Source organism: Endozoicomonas sp. Mp262, assembly GCF_025643335.1.
Classification (GTDB): Bacteria; Pseudomonadota; Gammaproteobacteria; order Pseudomonadales; family Endozoicomonadaceae; genus Endonucleibacter.
This window is the reverse complement of record NZ_CP092489.1, coordinates 4,448,790-4,465,567: the sequence shown is the minus strand read 5'-3', so window position 1 is coordinate 4,465,567 and position 16,778 is coordinate 4,448,790. Positions and strand designations below refer to the sequence as shown.

Here is a 16,778-nt window from a genome sequence, read left to right as displayed (position 1 = left end):
TAGTGTAGCCAGAATGGGCTTTTTCCGCTTAGGATACAGCCGGGGAGTGAAACAATGATAATAAATGAGAAGTTAAGGAGTGTTCATGCCAGGCAAGACCCTGTATGACAAGCTATGGGATGCCCATCTGGTTCAACAGCGGGATGATGGTTCAGCCCTGATTTATATTGATCGCCATCTACTCCATGAAGTCACATCCCCCCAGGCATTTGAGGGACTCAGGCTTGCAGGTCGAAAACCCTGGCGAGTGGATGCTAACCTGGCTACCCCGGATCATAACGTGCCCACCACCTTCACGGAAAGACAGACGGGAATAGAAGGGATTACAGATCCCATTGCCAAAATCCAGGTTAAGACCCTGGATGATAACTGCGAAACCTTTGGCATTACCCAGTTCAAAATGGAAGACCCTCGCCAGGGCATTGTCCATGTTATAGGGCCTGAGCAGGGTCTGACGCTGCCTGGTATGACTATTGTCTGTGGAGATTCCCATACCTCAACCCACGGTGCATTTGGTGCCCTGGCCCATGGTATTGGCACGTCAGAAGTGGAGCATGTACTGGCAACCCAGTGCCTGATTGCCAAGAAAATGAAAAATATGCAGGTGCGGGTGGAGGGGACACTCGGTATTGGTGTCACCGCCAAGGATGTGGCGCTGGCTGTAATTGGTGAGCTCGGCACTGCCGGGGGGACGGGGTATGCCATTGAATTTGCTGGCAGTGCCATCCGCACTATGGGCATGGAGAGCCGGATGACCCTCTGTAATATGGCCATAGAGGCGGGAGCCCGGGCAGGGATGGTGGCCGTGGATCAAACCACCATAGATTATGTAAAAGGACGGCCTTATGCGCCACAGGGCGATTTATGGGAACAGGCTGCAACCGCATGGCAGGCGCTTTGTTCTGATGATGATGCGGTGTTTGACCGGATGATGGTCTTAAAGGGGAATACCATTAAACCCCAGATAACCTGGGGCACGTCTCCTGAAATGGTTCAACCGGTGGATGGTAGGATTCCTGATCCCGCCAGCCTTTCCTGTGAATCCCGTAAGAACAGCTATCTTCGGGCCCTGGACTATATGGGTCTAAAGCCGGGCACCCTGCTAACGGATATCCCGGTTGACCGGGTGTTTATCGGTTCCTGTACCAACTCCCGAATAGAGGATCTCAGGGAAGCCGCTACGGTGGTTAAGGGCAAGAAAGTGGCTTCCACGGTTAAAGAGGTGCTGGTGGTGCCGGGGTCAGGCCAGGTTAAAGCACAGGCTGAAGCAGAGGGGTTACACAAGATTTTTCTCGATGCCGGCATGCAATGGCGTGAACCGGGGTGTTCCATGTGCCTGGCCATGAATGCTGACAAGCTGAAACCTGGAGAGCATTGTGCCTCAACGTCCAATCGTAACTTTGAGGGGCGTCAGGGGTTTGGTGGACGAACCCATCTGGTGAGTCCGGCCATGGCCGCCGCCGCCGCGATAAGGGGACATTTTGTTGATGTGCGTGAATTGATGGGGGAGGGAAAGTAAATGCAGGCATTTACTATTCATAAAGGGTTGGTTGTACCGCTGGATCGGGCCAATGTCGATACGGATATGATCATTCCCAAACAGTTTTTAAAGTCGATTCGACGTTCAGGCTTCGGACCGAATCTGTTTGACGAACTGCGCTATCTGGATGAGGGGGAACCGGGGCAGGATTGCAGCCAGCGTCCGGTTAACCCGGACTTTGTCCTGAATAAACCGGAATATCAGGGGGGCTCCATTTTATTGACCCGTGAAAGCTTTGGTTGTGGTTCCAGTCGGGAGCATGCTCCCTGGGCCTTGTTAGACTATGGTTTTCGCTGCGTTATCGCGCCGGGATTCGCGGATATTTTTTACAATAACTGTTTTAAAAACGGCATCCTGCCGGTGGTGCTGCCGGAAGAAGTGGTTGATCTGCTGTTCCGGGAGGAGTCAGAAAGTGAAGGTTACTGTCTGACGGTGGATCTGGAGAAAGGGGCTGTAATAAAGCCTGATGGCCAGGTCATGGACTTTACCATCGATGCTTTCAGGAGAATCTGTCTGCTCAATGGCCTGGATGATATTGGTTTGACCTTGCAGGATGCAGAACGGATTAAAACGTTTGAAGAACGTTATAAAGCGTTGAATCCCTGGTTATTCAGAGGTACGGGAGATAAAGAGTGATGAGTCAACAGATTCTTTGTCTTCCTGGTGATGGCATCGGGCCGGAAATAGTTAATGAAACCCTTAAGGTGTTGGATACGGTAAGCCAGGGATTTTCTCTGGATATTAAGGTCAGTCATGGCCTGGTTGGCGGTGCTGCCATTAAGGCGGAAGGTGTGCCGCTGTCAGATAATACCCTCAAACAGGCCCAGGCAGCAGATGCGGTGCTTTTTGGTGCGGTGGGTGGGCCGGACTGGGATCATTTACCTATGGAGCAGCGACCGGAAAAGGGTTTGTTGCAATTAAGGGAAGGCCTTGGGCTATTTGCCAATTTGCGTCCGGCTATATTGTATCCCCAGCTGGCTGAAGCCTCTAGCCTGAAGCCGGAGATTGTAGCAGGGCTGGATATCCTGATTGTCCGTGAATTAACGGGAGGCATTTATTTCGGCCAGCCCAGGGGGATTCGCCAACTGAATGACGGTGAGCGACAAGGGTTTAATACCTATGTCTATGGGGAGTCTGAGATTCGCCGTATCGCCAAAGTCGCTTTTGAAGCGGCTCAAAAGCGGGGAGGGCGACTGTGTTCAGTGGATAAATCCAATGTGCTGGAAGTGACCGCCCTTTGGCGGGAAGTTGTCACGGATATGGCATCTGAGTATCCCGATGTGGAGCTGAGCCATATGTATGTGGACAATGCCGCCATGCAACTGGTGCGTGATCCCCGGCAGTTTGATGTGATAGTGACGGGTAATATGTTTGGCGATATTCTCAGTGACTGTGCCGCCATGCTCACCGGCTCCATTGGTATGTTGCCCTCTGCATCCCTGAATGAGAGTGGTAAAGGCCTCTACGAACCCGTTCATGGTTCGGCCCCGGATATTGCTGGCAGAAATAGGGCGAATCCACTGGCTACCTTTTTGTCACTGGCCATGCTGTTAAGGTATTCTCTCGGAGAAGCTGCCGCAGCGGATGCTATTGAAGTGGCTGTAGGTCATGTACTGGATCAGGGTTTAAGAACCCCTGATATTGCATCTGACGGTTGTGGCACTGTAACCACTGCCGGAATGGGGGATGCCGTTGTATCTGCCCTGAAAGCCAAGTGATAAGGGGTTAATGTGATGAAAAAAGTCGGCTTTGTGGGCTGGCGTGGTATGGTGGGTTCCGTTCTGATGGAGCGGATGCAGGATGAAGACGACTTTGCGTCCATTGATCCGGTCTTTTTTACCACCTCCCAGCAAGGGCAGCCTGGACCGGATATAGGTAAACCGGTCTCTGTATTGCAGGATGCCTATGATATGAACGCCCTGAGGGCCATGGAGATTATTGTTTCCTGTCAGGGCGGGGAATATACGTCAGCGGTTTTTGCCAAATTGCGCAATATGGGCTGGCAGGGTTACTGGATTGATGCGGCTTCTTCTTTAAGGATGGAACCGGACAGTGTGATTGTTTTGGATCCGGTTAACCGCAGTGTCATTGACCAGGCACTGAATAGCGGCATCAAGAATTTTGTTGGCGGCAACTGTACGGTGAGCCTGATGCTAATGGCTATTGGTGGATTATTTCGCCAGGGCCTGGTGGAGTGGGTCAGTGCCATGACCTATCAGGCAGCTAGTGGCGCCGGTGCCCGAAATATGCGGGAGCTGATTGAGCAGATGGGTTGTGTCAGGGAGGCGGTGGCCGGAGAGTTGGCAGACCCTGGCAGTGCCATTCTCGCTATTGATAAGAAAGTTTCTGATTTGTTAAAAAGCCCTGGGTTGCCTCAGTCCCAGTTTGGCGTACCTCTGGCAGGCAGCCTGATTCCCTGGATTGACAAGGAGCTGGATAACGGCCAGAGCCGGGAAGAGTGGAAAGGGCAGGCGGAAACCCACAAAATCCTGGGTATCACGGACCAGTCTGTGGCCATTGATGGCACATGTGTTCGTATTGGTGCCATGCGCTGCCATAGCCAGGCTCTGACCATTAAGTTGCGAAAGGATGTGCCGGTGACGGATATTGAGAGCATCCTGGCAGAAGCCAGTGACTGGACAACGGTTGTCCCCAATCACCGCGACTCTACCATAAGCCAGCTGACTCCCGCAGCGGTTACAGGAACCCTTGATATACCTGTTGGCAGGTTACGGAAAATGAATATGGGGCCTGATTACCTGTCAGCGTTTACCGTGGGTGACCAGTTGCTCTGGGGAGCAGCTGAGCCATTAAGACGGATGTTGGCTATTCTGAGCAGGGAATAGGAAATGGGGAATGGGGAATAGTATGATGAAGAGCTGCTTCTCTATTCCCTATTTCCCATTAACCATTCCCCCTGACAAAATAATAAATATAATAAGCAATTATGTCTCAATCTATTCCCATTGACGTACTGGCCTCCCAGTTTCTTTCTGCGGTGGTACACGGTAAGTGCCTGGGCTTAAAACTGCGTTCTGTGAATTCAAGCGGTGTTGAAGTTGAACTGCCTTTCCAGGATCGGTTAGTGGGTAATCCGGAAACCGGGGGTATTCATTCCGGTGCGATGACTACCCTGATGGATACTTGCTGTGGTTTGTCTGCACTGACGGTATTATCACAACCTGAAGTGTGTCCCACGCTGGATTTAAGAATGGATTTTTTAAAAGCGACGGACAGGGAACAACCGGTTATTGCTTTTGCTGAAGCCTACCACTTGACTTCTTCGGTTATCTTTACCCGGGGCGTTGCTTTCCATCATAGCCAGCAGGAGCCACTGGCTCATGCGGTAGGCACTTTTATGAGAACCGGGAAAACATTCCATGCCTTAAGGGGGTGATCATGAGCAGTGATTATAAAGATCTGGTTATGGGTATCAGGGAATCCGGTGATTTTAATCGTTTGGTTAACACTATTCCCTATGCAGGATTTATTGGCATGGAGTGCCAAAAAACTGAAGACAATGTGGTTTTTTTGCTGCCTGCCAATAAACAAAATATTGGTAATCCGTTGATTCCTGCATTACATGGTGGTGTGATGGGTGCCTTTATGGAAATGTCGGCAGCTTTTCAGCTGATTCTATTTATGGATGAGCCCAGGCTACCCAAAATTATTGATTTTTCCCTGGATTACCTGCACGCCGGCTTATTAAAAGATACATGGGCAGCGTGTGAAGTTTGCCGACAGGGTAGCCGGGTGGCTAATGTGGCTATTACTGCCTGGCAGGACGATAAAAACGCACCTATAGCCATTGCCAGGGCACATTTTCGGTTGGCAGAAACGGTACAGGACTAAAATAAAAAGCCCTTAAATAGGCATTTAAGGGTTTCTATTTAATTATTTACAGACCCACTATTTTTTTTTGTTGTTATTAAGTGCTCGACTTTAGAGTTACCAAAGAACAATAGTACGATTTTCATCTGAAATCGGTTAATAGCAACCATCTCCAAACAAAATACAAAGATGGTTGCTATGCTCACTTCAGATCATAAAGAGATCCTCCGGGAGCTTGCCTTATATACAACGTTTCTTGCTTCAGCGCTATCCCCAACAGCAGTACCTACGTTCTGCGAACTTCTTTTTGGCTGCATGCTATCCGGGCAAGGCTTTGTCACTCAGGCGCTGTTATCTATTAATAACTTTCAATGCGTATGGAGCAGTTACCACCATTGGCTCTCTCAAGGCAAGTGGCGGTGGAGGAGCCTCGCATGCCGGCTCATTCAGCTGGTATGCTCAAAAGTACCACGGGGTGAACTTATCAACATTGGTCTTGATGATTGGGTGGTGGAGCGTTTTTCTGACAAGGCTCCCGCTTGCCGAACCCATCACCAGCACAGTAAAAAAAGGAACCGGCCAACGTATATCTGGGGACAATGCTGGGTATCCCTGGCTGTTGTATTTGAGCGGGCTAAAGATGAAGTATTTACTGCCATCCCTGTGCTTTCCTTTCCATCTCCTGCTTCAGGCAATGCCAGTAAGCTAAAAATCGCTGTTGCCATGCTAAAAGTAGTGAGGCAAGAGGTGAAGGTGCAAGGACTGCGCTTGCTGACAGACTGTTGGTATATGAACTGGACGCTAATGCAACCCGTTCTGGAAATGGGCTATGAAGTAGTAGGGCAAATCCCGTTAAACCGGGCATTGTATGCCTTACCGTTGGAGTCCACTGCAAAAAAACGTGGGCGACCCAAAAAGTATGGCATCAAAATGACGCCCCCGGAAGTGGAGAAGCTACCGGAATATCAAACAACCGTAAGAATATACGGCAGATTTCGAAAGATACGTTATCGCACCCGGGTATGTCGGGCTCGCTTCCTGAAAGGCCGCAAGGTTCGGGTTGTCTGGGGTCGGTTTGAAAATGATAAAGGACTGACAGAAAGCCGTATATTCATTGCAACCAATACTGGACTTGAAGGTATAGACATCCTTCGTATTTATGCGAAAAGATGGCCGGTTGAACCCATGTTTCAGCAAATTAAACATTCATTTGGTTGCCGCCAGTTATGGCAGCAAAAGCTGAGAACTCTGTTGCGGTGGATGCATCTGAAGATGGCTGGATACGCATTATTGCAACTGTTGACCGTCTGTAAAAATCAAGCAAGCGTGGGCATTTCAAGGATTCCTTGGCGGGATCAGGATACAACCACCGCTGGCATGCTAAGATTTGCACTCGCAGGAATTATCCCCAGATTACCTATTCGTGAGGGCTGGAACCGATATAGCCAAAAATATGAGTTCAATTTTAATAGTTTGACTGACGGAATAGTCAAAGAAAAGAAAAAAGCGGCATAAATAGCGGCAACAACGCAATAATCAAGAATAATACCGAATCTGAAAAAACGTTTGGATGTATTTTTGCACACAATTTTTAAAATATAACCAAACGTTCATGTCATACTAACTCTAAAGTTAAGATTAAGTGCTTCTGTGGCTTTAAAGTCTACCATTTCATATGAGTAACGTCCTTTATTCTCTTGTTTGCTCTTTAATTCTTTATCTCTGAACTGAACTTGCCAGTCCTCACGTTCTTCAGGATCCTCTAATGTTACTACCTCAGCGTAGAAACAGTTGTTTTCATCCCGGGTTCCGGATACATTGATGCCTAGAGTTTGATTAATAGTCTCTAATCTTTGATCGATTATGCGCACAAATTCAGCAAGCCTGTCTTTTTCAGCAACATATCCGTTTTGTGCACTAACCATAAAACCTCTAAGATTCTTAAGAGTCTGCCTATCATTTAAGTTTGAAATTTTATCGTGTAGGGCTTCTAACGCTTCTTCGTCCGGGAGGGTATTACCATACAATGCAATATTTATTTCATCGTTAAGCCTGTTTGCTTCACTGATGGCTTGTTGTTCTTCTGCATTTTTTATAAAACTTGATAATCTTTTTTCTACATCAGCCACTCTAACTGGGCGTAAACTGATACCTAAACGTTCTTTGAGAAAATGGGATAAAGTCCCTTTTTCACTATCACGGTCGAACCGGGCTATATATTTGATGAATTGTATTCTGGCTTTTAATTTTTCTAATGTCCGCCCTTTGAATTTTGTTATTTCACCTTTTTCCAGCGCTAATTTACTATTTCTTTTGAGGTCACTCTTATCAGGTGATTTTTTAATGGCATTCACTGTTTCTTTGGCTTGCGCTAATAAATCACTATTGCTTGATATGTTTATCATGGATGCTCTCCTTGTGTTTTGTGTTTGGCTTTAAATGGTATAGGAGATTATTTCTTTATAAATAAGACCTTAGTCTATTTTTAGTGATTTATTAAAGGGTGGTTTATTTAATGTGCTGATTGTTAATAATGTTGAAAATTTAATTGTCTGATTTTGTTTATTTTTTTCTATAAGCACCCTTTGTTTGGAAAATTATGCTTTTTTAGTCAATTTTATCATTTTTTTGACGATAAATAGATTTATAAGGATAAACTCATCGGAATGGACTGATTATGAACGTTTCTGTGGTTGCCAGGCAGGGAAATATATACTTAGTAGCTTACTATGGATTGGATGGGAAAAAACACTATACCTTAAAATGGTATGGTAAAAGAAAGGTTCAACATCAGTTGGTTAGTGATGAAAACAGGGAGCCTCTGCCTGACGCTGGCATGGATGATTCAGAAGCGTTTAATAAATTTTCACTTTTTCAGAAGCGGCGGATCAATAGACTTGGGGCGAGTAGAGTGAATGATGAGGAAGTTGTTGATTTGTTGAAGAAGCAGTTTCACAGTAAAGATTTTGAAGTATTCAAAAAAATAGTAGAGGATTCCGCAGATAAAGGCATCTGGGGGATTGAAATAGAAGAGTTTCTTTATCGGGAAACAAAGGGGAAGAAGACGCAAAATATACGGGATGATATCAATGGACTCTGCCAATTATGCTGGTATAAAGCCATCAAATGCAGGTATCAAAATGGAACCTTGAATGCAGTTAAGAGCCTGGAGCAGATTTTCAATCTGGAGGAGCGGTTGAAAATTGATACCTTGAGGAATAACTCTTGTCTATTAATTACTGAAGTACCCACTGATAAAAGCAGTCTTATTGAACCCATAGCAAAGCTGAAAGGGGATCTTCAGCGGCAGCTTGAATCGGTTCTGCCTGTAGATAAGGCGTTGATAGCGCTCTATGTTAATTACGACGTGTACTCAAGGGTTGATTTTTTTTCGGAAGGTATTCAGTCAGTAACCTGTCTTACCTATGTGGATGCGCTGGTAGCGAAGGCTAATGGTGAGCAATATTTATCAGTGGCAACGCCAGGTGAGTTGTGTCAGTTGCTTGAAAAAATCGTGGCTTGCTCGAAGGCACTTAACAGAACCTTTGAGCCATTCTCTTCCGGTCATTATAAATGGCAACAACTTAATATCTGTATAGGCCCCCTGGTTGCAGCTATCAGCGATAAGGTCAATGGTAATATTTTTAAAAGTGCTGTGGCGCAAATAGAACTCGTAGCCCTGAATCAGCGCATGCATGGGTTGGAGTCAGACATAGAGGATAAAGGTATCAGAAAGAAAATCCGGCAAATAGTCAAAGGCCTTGATAGCCTGTATAGAAGCTCTATGAACAGGCGTGTTTCTTTACTATTGGCCGGAAAGCAGTATTTACAGGCTCAGAAGGATGGTTGTTAGCTACTATACCTGAATCTAACCTGACGGTATAGACGATGTGAGTCTGGTAAATGTTAGGTTAGATTGTGACTATTGCACGTAAATTGTAGTCCTCTTTATTTTCAAAAAAGAAATGTAAGGTGGGGTCTGAACTAATACAATGAATGAATTTGATTCCAGTCAACAGCAGTTAATGATGAAAGAGCGGAGTAAACTGAATTGTTTTCAGGTTTTAATGCTATATGCTGGACTTCCTTAAAATAATCCTCTCCTAAATCTCCCCAGATAAACTTGCCAAGCTGTTCATTATCTTCAGTGCTGAATCCAGGTTTGACTTTTTCTCTTAGTTCATTATCTACTTCGGTTTTGCCATAAAAAAAACGTTTTTTTATTAATTCTATTATTTTATCAAAGTCTTTTGTTTTTTTTCTTCGCTTTAAGTGTGGAATCAGCATTTGAGTATTATCTACGATATCTCCAATCAGTTCGTGGATGTTAATGTCATTTGATACCTTTTTTGCAGGTAAAATACATACTGTTTTTTCAGATGAAGACTGGTCTGCGGCTCTTAAAGAAAGATTAGGAATGAATTTTCTAAGCCAGCCTATAGGTACTCCTGTCGTCCTGTAGTTGATCAGCTTGTCAAGGTCAATCCCTCTTTTTTTAATTACTGCACTACGCAATTCAATTTGCTTTTTCATATTATTTAAGATATTGATGCTTGCTTTATTGTTTCTAAGCTCAACTAATTCTTTTAGCATTCCCAGCCAGGTGTTAATATCGTGATCTTCTAATTCACCGTAGCTGATAGCCTCTTCAATTTCATTTTTTAGTATGAACTCATCAAATCCTTCATTAATAAATCCAGAAAAATAATCAGATATTCTATTGGTGGCTGAATCTGGTAAAACGGGTCTTAATGAATCCCATAATTCAATGGCTGTTGCTAAATAGCAGTATTCTTTTATATCAGAAGTTAGGCTGTTTCCTATCGCCTGTATAGACGATCTTTGGTAATCGGTGGTGACCTCCTTAATAAGTCCTTTTTGTATTGTCTTTTGTTTCTTGCCAGGAGGTATGTATAAGTCATCGATATCAGGCAGAGTGGTATCCCCTTTTGGCAATAAAGGTAGATATGGTTTACCTAGTTGATGCATAAAACTGGCAGAGTTAGCTCCTTCCTGTACTAAAGGTCTATCTGCTTTAATGCAAATATGCTCAAAAACCTTTTTTGGTAATGAACCGCAATAAACAAGACAGACAGGGCTTTTAAAACAGTTTTTTCTTTGATCTCCGGATTTTAAGCTGGTCCAGCTGTCTCTATTTAGATTAAGGAAATCAGCGCCATTTGATTCAGCAAGTTGCTCTAGTCTAGTTGTGTTATCCAGGTTGCTCATGACCAGTAAAACGGTTTGCTCATTATCTTTCTTGTGGGATGTTTTAGTTGCTTTAATTAACCTCTCCAAAACCACTTCACAACCGGGTTCAACTTCACCGTGATGAATTCCATAGACCGGCATTAAATGGAAATGTTTATTTTTGAAGTCATCTAAAATACCATCTACCTTTTCTTTTCTGACATCAGTTTCAGGCCAGATATCTAAAAGGCTTGTTTCTGCACTACTTGATTGCTGATAATTAGCCATTTTTGTTAACTCAATAGGCTTTGTTGTACTATCTGGAAATTCCACTCTGGGCTTTACCTTACTCCATCCATAGGGTGGAATTACTAGCCCATAATCAGTACAAAGCCAGGATTTTCTAAAATTCATTGGCCATATTCCAAGAGCCTGTTGTGTTTCTGAATGATGGGCTTTGCAATATGAGTGCAGTTGACTTTTAGGTATACATTCGCATTCGATTCCACATACCTCTACGGTTTGAGGACTATTATTTTTAGCATTAAAACCAGGTAGTAAGCAGGATAACTTATTGCGTAGCTTTTCTAGTATTTTGTTATCTTCATCTTCTGCGCCATAAATTAATTCAACTTTTCCTTTAAATCCGAACTTGACTAAATTTTCTATAATATTGATAGCTGCTACTTGATCACCCAGCCCCGCTCCAGCACCAACACCAATCCGAATTACTGGTAATTTTGACAGGTTTTGATGTAGAAATCCCTGGCTTTTAGAAACAGTTCTAGACTTGATTTTGGTTTTTTTTCTTTTTCCAGATTTTAAATTATAATTTTTTGGTTCATTGAATGTTTCTGTGGATGATCCGGGTATGGTTGCTTGTTGAATGGTTAAAAAGGATTCTCCTGATTTTAAAGGTCCCATAAATATTTCCTGTAAATTATAAAATCAGGTATTTGTAGTCTTACTTGGTTATCAAGTAACTAACAATAGCGTTAGAATTGCTGACTAATATCAAGCAGGTTTTGCCTTTCAAGATCAGTGGAAACACCAGGCTGCCAGATCGGATTACTATTTAGTAGAGTTGAATAATAATGATGGTTGAACAACTATCAGCCTCCACAGCCCCTTGCCTATCCTGGCTGGCATCATTAAAGTGACGCGCCAAACAGACTGTTTTGAAAAGAGAGTATTATGAGCAGAACCTATGATATTGCTTTATGTGATACAACCAGCCTGGCAGCCAAAACATTAATCAGTCTGCTGGAGGATAAGAGCTTTCCCATAGGTACCCTCTACCCACTATCAGACTCGGCAGACAGTGGTTCTACCATTGATTTTCATGGTGAAGAGCTGGATGTCCTGACTGAGTCGGGGTTTGAATTTGCTGATGCCGACCTGGCATTTATACCTGCGGGCAGTTCTATTAACGATCAGGTGATTCAGCAGGCTATTGAGTCTGGCTGCATGATTATTGATGGCAGCCGGGGCGCAGCAGAGCACTATGGCGCCGTGCTGGCTATGGCAGATATGGACAGGGATTCCCTTGAAGCGGCGGTCATGCAAAAACGGGTGGTTATTCCCTCCAGCCCCGCTGCCCTGATATTACCTGCATTGAAAACGATCAGCGAAATTGCCGCTATCGAGCGTGTGGATATCACAGCTTGCCTGGCAGTGTCGCGGGCCGGGGATTCCGGCATCAATGAACTGAGAAAGCAGACCATTGAACTTCTGAATGGCAAGCCTGTGAATGCCGAGGCTTTTACCCGGAGAACCGCTTACAACCTGATTCCCGAAGTAGGAACCATTGAGGCCTCCGGCCAAAGTAGCGAAGAGTGTATTCTGGATGCAGAAATACGGGCAGGAATGGAGGTGGATGATCTGGATATTCGCTCTACCTGTATGATTGCACCGGTATTCTTTGGTGACAGTGTTACGGTATCCCTCGACCTGGACATTCCCGTTGATCTTGATGTCATCCATGATGCCCTGGGAGAAAATAACGCGATCAATCTGTTTGAGTCCACCGATTATCCTACCGTTGAGCAGGCTGCCGGTAGCGATCATATTATGCTGGGTCGTTTAAGAAGGCAGCCCGGCAGTGACGGTGCCTTAAGCTTTTGGGTGGCAGCAGATGCTACCCGGCAGGGGGCGTTGCAAGCCTTGCTGGTTGCGGAAACATTGATAAAAGACTTTTTAAGGTGATAACTTAAAGGGATGGTAGATTCCATAACATACAGTTTTCATCATTATTGGCGATGACAACTTAAGGAAAAGCGCCAAGAGGGCGTGTGATCAGCAGGGATGCATAATGAGACTTAAAGAGCTGGTAGTGGCTTTCTCTACTGCAGCGGCTTTGGGTAGCTCCGGCTATGCTTTGGCCCTGGGGCTGGGTTCTATTAAACTCAAGTCCAAGCTGCACCAGCCCTTGAATGCTGAAATTCAGCTGGTTGATGTCAAGGATTTCAGTCCCACAGAGATTCTTGCCAGTCTTGCCAGTCAGCAGGATTTTGCCCGTGCGGGTATTCAGCGGCCTTTTAGTCTGACCCATCTTAAATTTCGCACTGAGCTGCGGGGTGATGGCACTGGCATCATCTATATCCGTACTACCAAGCCTGTCCAGGAGCCTTTTCTGAACTTTCTACTGGAAGTCCACTGGCCCAAGGGGCGTTTGCTTAGGGAGTATACCTTCCTGATGGATCTGCCCACCTACAGCAAATATCCGGCAGCACCTGTCCAGCCGCCTGAAAGCAGGCCCAAGGGTTATTATCCCGGTTCGGGACAGGTGACATCCCCGGTTGCCGTGGGTAAAAAGCATCAGTCTGATGCCGTGGATCCGGCAGCTCCCCAATATTCCGCTATTCCTAAAATCCCCCAAAAAAATGTGGGGCATTTAAAAAGCTACCGGGTCAGACCCAGTGATACCCTGTGGAAGGTGGCACGAGATGCCCGTCCGGAAAGAGGCATTAGTGTCCAGCAAACCATGCTGGCCATCCAGCAGCTTAATCCACAGGCATTTGATGATAATAATATCAACAAGCTCAAAAAAGGGGTTGTGCTGCGGTTACCTGATCGCACTATGGTTGAATCTATTACCTTTGACCAGGCATTGTGGGAAGTGGCCAGACAGAACAGAGAATGGCAGCAGCGTCGCCGTGGTGGTCAATTGCCCCAGCTTGATGCCCGGCGCAGAAACAGTATAGACACTCCCGCTAAGGCCCGGGTTACCAGAGGCAAGCTCAGTATCGTTTCCCTGGAAAATGAATCCGGTTCCAAGGGGAAAGATCTTGGCGAAGCCGGTTCAGCAAAAGCTCCCCTTAATGATGAGCTGATCGAAACCAGAGAAAAGCTGGACATGTTGACCCGTGAAAATAACGAGTTGAAAAGTCGCTTAAAAGATCTTGATGAACAAGTGGCAACCCTGAAGCGATTGATGATGCTCAAAGATGATCAGATGGCAGCATTACAGGCTTCAGGGAATGTTCAAATTGACGAAAAGCCTGAAGACTCTGTTGTGCCAATGATACCGGCCAGTAAAACGGTTTCAGAGAAAGCAGAGAAAAATGCAGTTGGTGAGCCTGCCATCGAGATTAATGAACCTGGTGTTAAAAGTAAGCAAAGGCTTATGGAGAAGGAGGCAGTACCCTCAAAACCACAAGAGCCAGCGGAGGTTGTTCAGTCTCAAAGCTCTGTGATACCTGAACCACCATCGCCGCCCGAGCCTGGCTTTTTTACATCCTTGCTGGGCAGCCCTTTGTTCCTGATTCTGGCTGCCTTAATCCCACTGGCCGGAGCCGGGGGGTATATATACTATCGCCGCAGGCAGGAAGAACAGCTATTAGCGGATGAGGATGAGCTAATGGAAGTGCTCGACCTGGATAGCAGCCCGGATACGGAGGAGATAGCAGAGGATGGAGATTTAGCTCATGAGGGGCTGCCTGACCTTGATATTGATGATGATCTGGAAATTGATGACCATCTTGATATTGATGATGAGTCTCCAGAAGAAATTTCTCCGGAACAAACCGCCGATGCGATTAATGAAGCGGATGTTTATATAGCTTACGGCCGTTTTGAACAGGCTGAAGCGCTGTTGAACAAAGCGATTGCCAACGAGCCGGATCGAGCGGATTTGCAGCTGAAACGGCTGGAAGTCTATGCCGAAAGCGGTGATATTGATCATTTCAGGCAAGCCTTGGTATCCCTTGAAGTATTAGGTGATCAGGACGCCCTGAAAGTCGCAGAAACCTTTAAGACACGGTTTTCACAGGAGGTGCTGGCAGAGGAGCCATCAGCCGGGACAGACACTCAATCAGTCAATACAGCGTCTGAAGAGTGGGATGAGTATGACCTGGATTTCGATGAGGAAGAACCTGAAGCCTTATCCGATGGTCTGGATAACTTTGATCTGGAATCGGGCGGTTCAGGACAGGAAAGCCCGGAAGAACCGGTCCTGGAAAGTGATGCTCAGAAAGACGGGTTTAATCGGGAAGAAGAGAGTGAGCATCAGGGTCTTGAATTTGATATGACTGCGGACAATACACTAGAAGCACCAGGGCTTGCAGGGGAAGAGTCTGTATCAACGGAAACGGATGATGGCAATAGCCTGGAGTTTGATACGGAGGGCCTTGATTTTCAGGGGGCGTCCGAGGATCAGGAACCAGAGACTTTGGGGGATGACATTCCAGGCCTGGACTTTGATATGGCTGACTTGGATGGGGCTGGGGAGCCTCCTGCATCCGAAGGATTCACGGGAGATGAGCAGGAAGCCCCTGAGGCGCTACCTGATATTGACCTTGATGACCTGCAAGGGGAAAAAAAGCCTTCTGCTCCAGAGACCGAAGCTGGCCTGGATCAGTTAACACCAGATATGGAATTTGGTGACGATCTTGATGAAGATCTGGATCTCTTCTCTGATGAGGATGAGGTGTCTATCAAGCTGGATTTGGCCAGGGCCTATATTGATATGGGTGACCGGGAAGGGGCTTCCGATATTCTCGACGAAATCCTGGAGCAGGGGAGTGACGAGCAGCAGGAAGAGGCAAAACAGCTGCTGGATCAATTGTAGTTCTAATCTAGTGGGGAATGGTGAATAGGGAATAGGGAATAGGGAATAGGGAATAGGGAATAGAGTATTGTCTATGGAAAATGAATCTATACAACTCACTATCAACCATCAAAGCGTTTTCCGCAATTGCACATTGAATCAGAACACTGCTAAATTTCCTGTTCTTTAGCGCCAGGATATTCCAGTTTATGCCACGTTACGCCGCCAGTGTTCAGTATGACGGTTCCTGTTACCATGGATGGCAAAGTCTCAAGTCGGGCTTACCCACCATTCAGGCTGAAGTAGAGAAAGCCCTGTCAAAAGTTGCCAATCATCCGGTGAATGTTATCTGTGCCGGAAGAACCGATGCCGGTGTCCACGGCTGTAACCAGATTATTCATTTTGATACTGGGGCAGAGCGCAGTGAGCGTGGCTGGACTTATGGTGCCAATACCAATCTGCCGGATACCATTGCTGTAAACTGGGTTAAACCCATCAGCGAGGACTTTCATGCCCGTTTCTCAGCCCAATGGCGACGTTATCGCTACGTAATATACAATCATAGTATTCGGCCAGCCCATTTACCCAAAGGCCTGACCTGGAATTACCGGCCACTGGATGTGGAAAGAATGCAGGAGGCAGCACAGTATCTGGTGGGAGAGCACAATTTCAATTCCTACCGTGCAGTGCAATGTCAGGCGAAAAATCCCGTGAGGACGGTTTCTCACCTTAAGGTCAGCAGGCACGGTCGATTGCTGGTGATTGATATCCAGGCCAATGCCTTTCTACATCATATGGTACGTAATATAGCCGGGGTGTTAATGGCCATAGGCTGCGGTAAAAAAGAGCCGGTTTGGGCAAAAGAGGTACTGGATGCCCGGGACAGAAAGCAGGGAGGTGTTACCGCTGCGCCCTGGGGGCTTTATTTTGTGGATGTGGGTTATCCGGAAGAGTTTGGTCTGCCTGAAATAGATCTTGGGCCAAGTTTTGCCGCGCCACTACTGAGTTGAATGATCCCTAAAGTCAGGCAATAGTGAAGGTTTGATCCGTAACAAATATTTATGGCCAGCAAATCAGGCCATGAGTATTTGTTATATGGTAATTTTGGTTCCCCCCACTATCCTATAAAGATAATTCTCAGCCTCCAATTAAATTAATGTGCAAAGCCTG

At 46.0% G+C, this 16,778-nt stretch carries 13 protein-coding genes; 11 read left to right on the top strand and 2 right to left on the bottom strand.

Going from position 1 to position 16,778, the window contains the following annotated elements; translation table 11 throughout:
* The first annotated feature begins 85 nt into the window (after positions 1-85).
* From leuC to MJ595_RS19690, 7 genes are all read left to right on the top strand, one after another.
* Positions 86-1,519 carry a 3-isopropylmalate dehydratase large subunit gene (gene leuC, locus MJ595_RS19720; RefSeq protein ID WP_263079794.1) on the top strand — a complete coding sequence of 478 codons (1,434 nt, stop codon included), beginning with the start codon at positions 86-88 and terminating at the stop codon, positions 1,517-1,519.
* Complete coding sequence (leuD, locus tag MJ595_RS19715) at positions 1,520-2,176, top strand: 3-isopropylmalate dehydratase small subunit (RefSeq protein ID WP_263079792.1); 657 nt, start codon at positions 1,520-1,522, stop codon at positions 2,174-2,176.
* On the top strand, positions 2,176-3,258 hold the full coding sequence (leuB, locus tag MJ595_RS19710) for a 3-isopropylmalate dehydrogenase (RefSeq protein WP_263079791.1): 1,083 nt from the start codon (positions 2,176-2,178) through the stop codon (positions 3,256-3,258). The genes leuD and leuB overlap by 1 nt, the downstream gene beginning before the upstream one ends.
* Before the next feature lie 15 nt (positions 3,259-3,273).
* On the top strand, positions 3,274-4,386 hold the full coding sequence (asd, locus tag MJ595_RS19705; protein WP_263079789.1) for an aspartate-semialdehyde dehydrogenase: 1,113 nt from the start codon (positions 3,274-3,276) through the stop codon (positions 4,384-4,386).
* A 101-nt stretch (positions 4,387-4,487) separates the two neighbouring features.
* A complete protein-coding gene (locus MJ595_RS19700) occupies positions 4,488-4,937 on the top strand; it encodes a PaaI family thioesterase (protein ID WP_263079786.1) in 450 nt (149 codons plus the stop codon).
* Between the two features lie 2 nt (positions 4,938-4,939).
* Positions 4,940-5,392 carry a PaaI family thioesterase gene (locus tag MJ595_RS19695; RefSeq protein WP_263079785.1) on the top strand — a complete coding sequence of 151 codons (453 nt, stop codon included), beginning with the start codon at positions 4,940-4,942 and terminating at the stop codon, positions 5,390-5,392.
* Between the two features lie 168 nt (positions 5,393-5,560).
* Complete coding sequence (locus tag MJ595_RS19690) at positions 5,561-6,886, top strand: transposase (RefSeq protein ID WP_263078492.1); 1,326 nt, start codon at positions 5,561-5,563, stop codon at positions 6,884-6,886.
* 95 nt (positions 6,887-6,981) lie between these two features.
* Here the strand turns inward: MJ595_RS19690 and MJ595_RS19685 are convergent, their stop codons facing one another.
* Entirely contained in the window at positions 6,982-7,776 is a 795-nt protein-coding gene (locus tag MJ595_RS19685) for a hypothetical protein (RefSeq protein WP_263079784.1), read from the bottom strand.
* 272 nt (positions 7,777-8,048) lie between these two features.
* On the opposite strand from MJ595_RS19685, the gene MJ595_RS19680 reads away from it, so the two are divergent.
* Positions 8,049-9,224: a hypothetical protein gene (locus tag MJ595_RS19680; RefSeq protein WP_263079783.1), complete on the top strand. Its 1,176-nt coding sequence runs from the start codon at positions 8,049-8,051 to the stop codon at positions 9,222-9,224.
* A gap of 131 nt (positions 9,225-9,355) precedes the next feature.
* On the opposite strand, the gene MJ595_RS19675 is transcribed toward MJ595_RS19680, so the two are convergent.
* Complete coding sequence (locus MJ595_RS19675) at positions 9,356-11,485, bottom strand: hypothetical protein (RefSeq protein ID WP_263079782.1); 2,130 nt, start codon at positions 11,483-11,485, stop codon at positions 9,356-9,358.
* A gap of 270 nt (positions 11,486-11,755) precedes the next feature.
* Between MJ595_RS19675 and MJ595_RS19670 the strand changes: the two genes are divergently transcribed.
* From MJ595_RS19670 to truA, 3 genes are all read left to right on the top strand, one after another.
* Positions 11,756-12,766, top strand: coding sequence for an Asd/ArgC dimerization domain-containing protein (locus MJ595_RS19670; RefSeq protein WP_263079781.1), 1,011 nt, complete (start codon positions 11,756-11,758; stop codon positions 12,764-12,766).
* Between the two features lie 106 nt (positions 12,767-12,872).
* Positions 12,873-15,629: a hypothetical protein gene (locus MJ595_RS19665; RefSeq protein WP_263079780.1), complete on the top strand. Its 2,757-nt coding sequence runs from the start codon at positions 12,873-12,875 to the stop codon at positions 15,627-15,629.
* Between the two features lie 188 nt (positions 15,630-15,817).
* Positions 15,818-16,618, top strand: coding sequence for a tRNA pseudouridine(38-40) synthase TruA (truA, locus tag MJ595_RS19660; RefSeq protein WP_263079779.1), 801 nt, complete (start codon positions 15,818-15,820; stop codon positions 16,616-16,618).
* The last annotated feature ends 160 nt before the right edge of the window (positions 16,619-16,778 follow it).

Bases quoted from the DNA above. Each gene is read 5' to 3' on its own strand.
- asd (WP_263079789.1), top strand. From the start codon at position 3,274: ATGAAAAAAGTCGGCTTTGTGGGCTGGCGTGGTATGGTGGGTTCCGTT.
- MJ595_RS19685 (WP_263079784.1), bottom strand. From the start codon at position 7,776: ATGATAAACATATCAAGCAATAGTGATTTATTAGCGCAAGCCAAAGAA.
- leuD (WP_263079792.1), top strand. From the start codon at position 1,520: ATGCAGGCATTTACTATTCATAAAGGGTTGGTTGTACCGCTGGATCGG.
- MJ595_RS19665 (WP_263079780.1), top strand. From the start codon at position 12,873: ATGAGACTTAAAGAGCTGGTAGTGGCTTTCTCTACTGCAGCGGCTTTG.
- leuC (WP_263079794.1), top strand. From the start codon at position 86: ATGCCAGGCAAGACCCTGTATGACAAGCTATGGGATGCCCATCTGGTT.
- MJ595_RS19695 (WP_263079785.1), top strand. From the start codon at position 4,940: ATGAGCAGTGATTATAAAGATCTGGTTATGGGTATCAGGGAATCCGGT.
- MJ595_RS19675 (WP_263079782.1), bottom strand. From the start codon at position 11,485: ATGGGACCTTTAAAATCAGGAGAATCCTTTTTAACCATTCAACAAGCA.
- MJ595_RS19690 (WP_263078492.1), top strand. From the start codon at position 5,561: ATGGTTGCTATGCTCACTTCAGATCATAAAGAGATCCTCCGGGAGCTT.
- leuB (WP_263079791.1), top strand. From the start codon at position 2,176: ATGAGTCAACAGATTCTTTGTCTTCCTGGTGATGGCATCGGGCCGGAA.
- MJ595_RS19680 (WP_263079783.1), top strand. From the start codon at position 8,049: ATGAACGTTTCTGTGGTTGCCAGGCAGGGAAATATATACTTAGTAGCT.
- MJ595_RS19670 (WP_263079781.1), top strand. From the start codon at position 11,756: ATGAGCAGAACCTATGATATTGCTTTATGTGATACAACCAGCCTGGCA.
- MJ595_RS19700 (WP_263079786.1), top strand. From the start codon at position 4,488: ATGTCTCAATCTATTCCCATTGACGTACTGGCCTCCCAGTTTCTTTCT.
- truA (WP_263079779.1), top strand. From the start codon at position 15,818: ATGCCACGTTACGCCGCCAGTGTTCAGTATGACGGTTCCTGTTACCAT.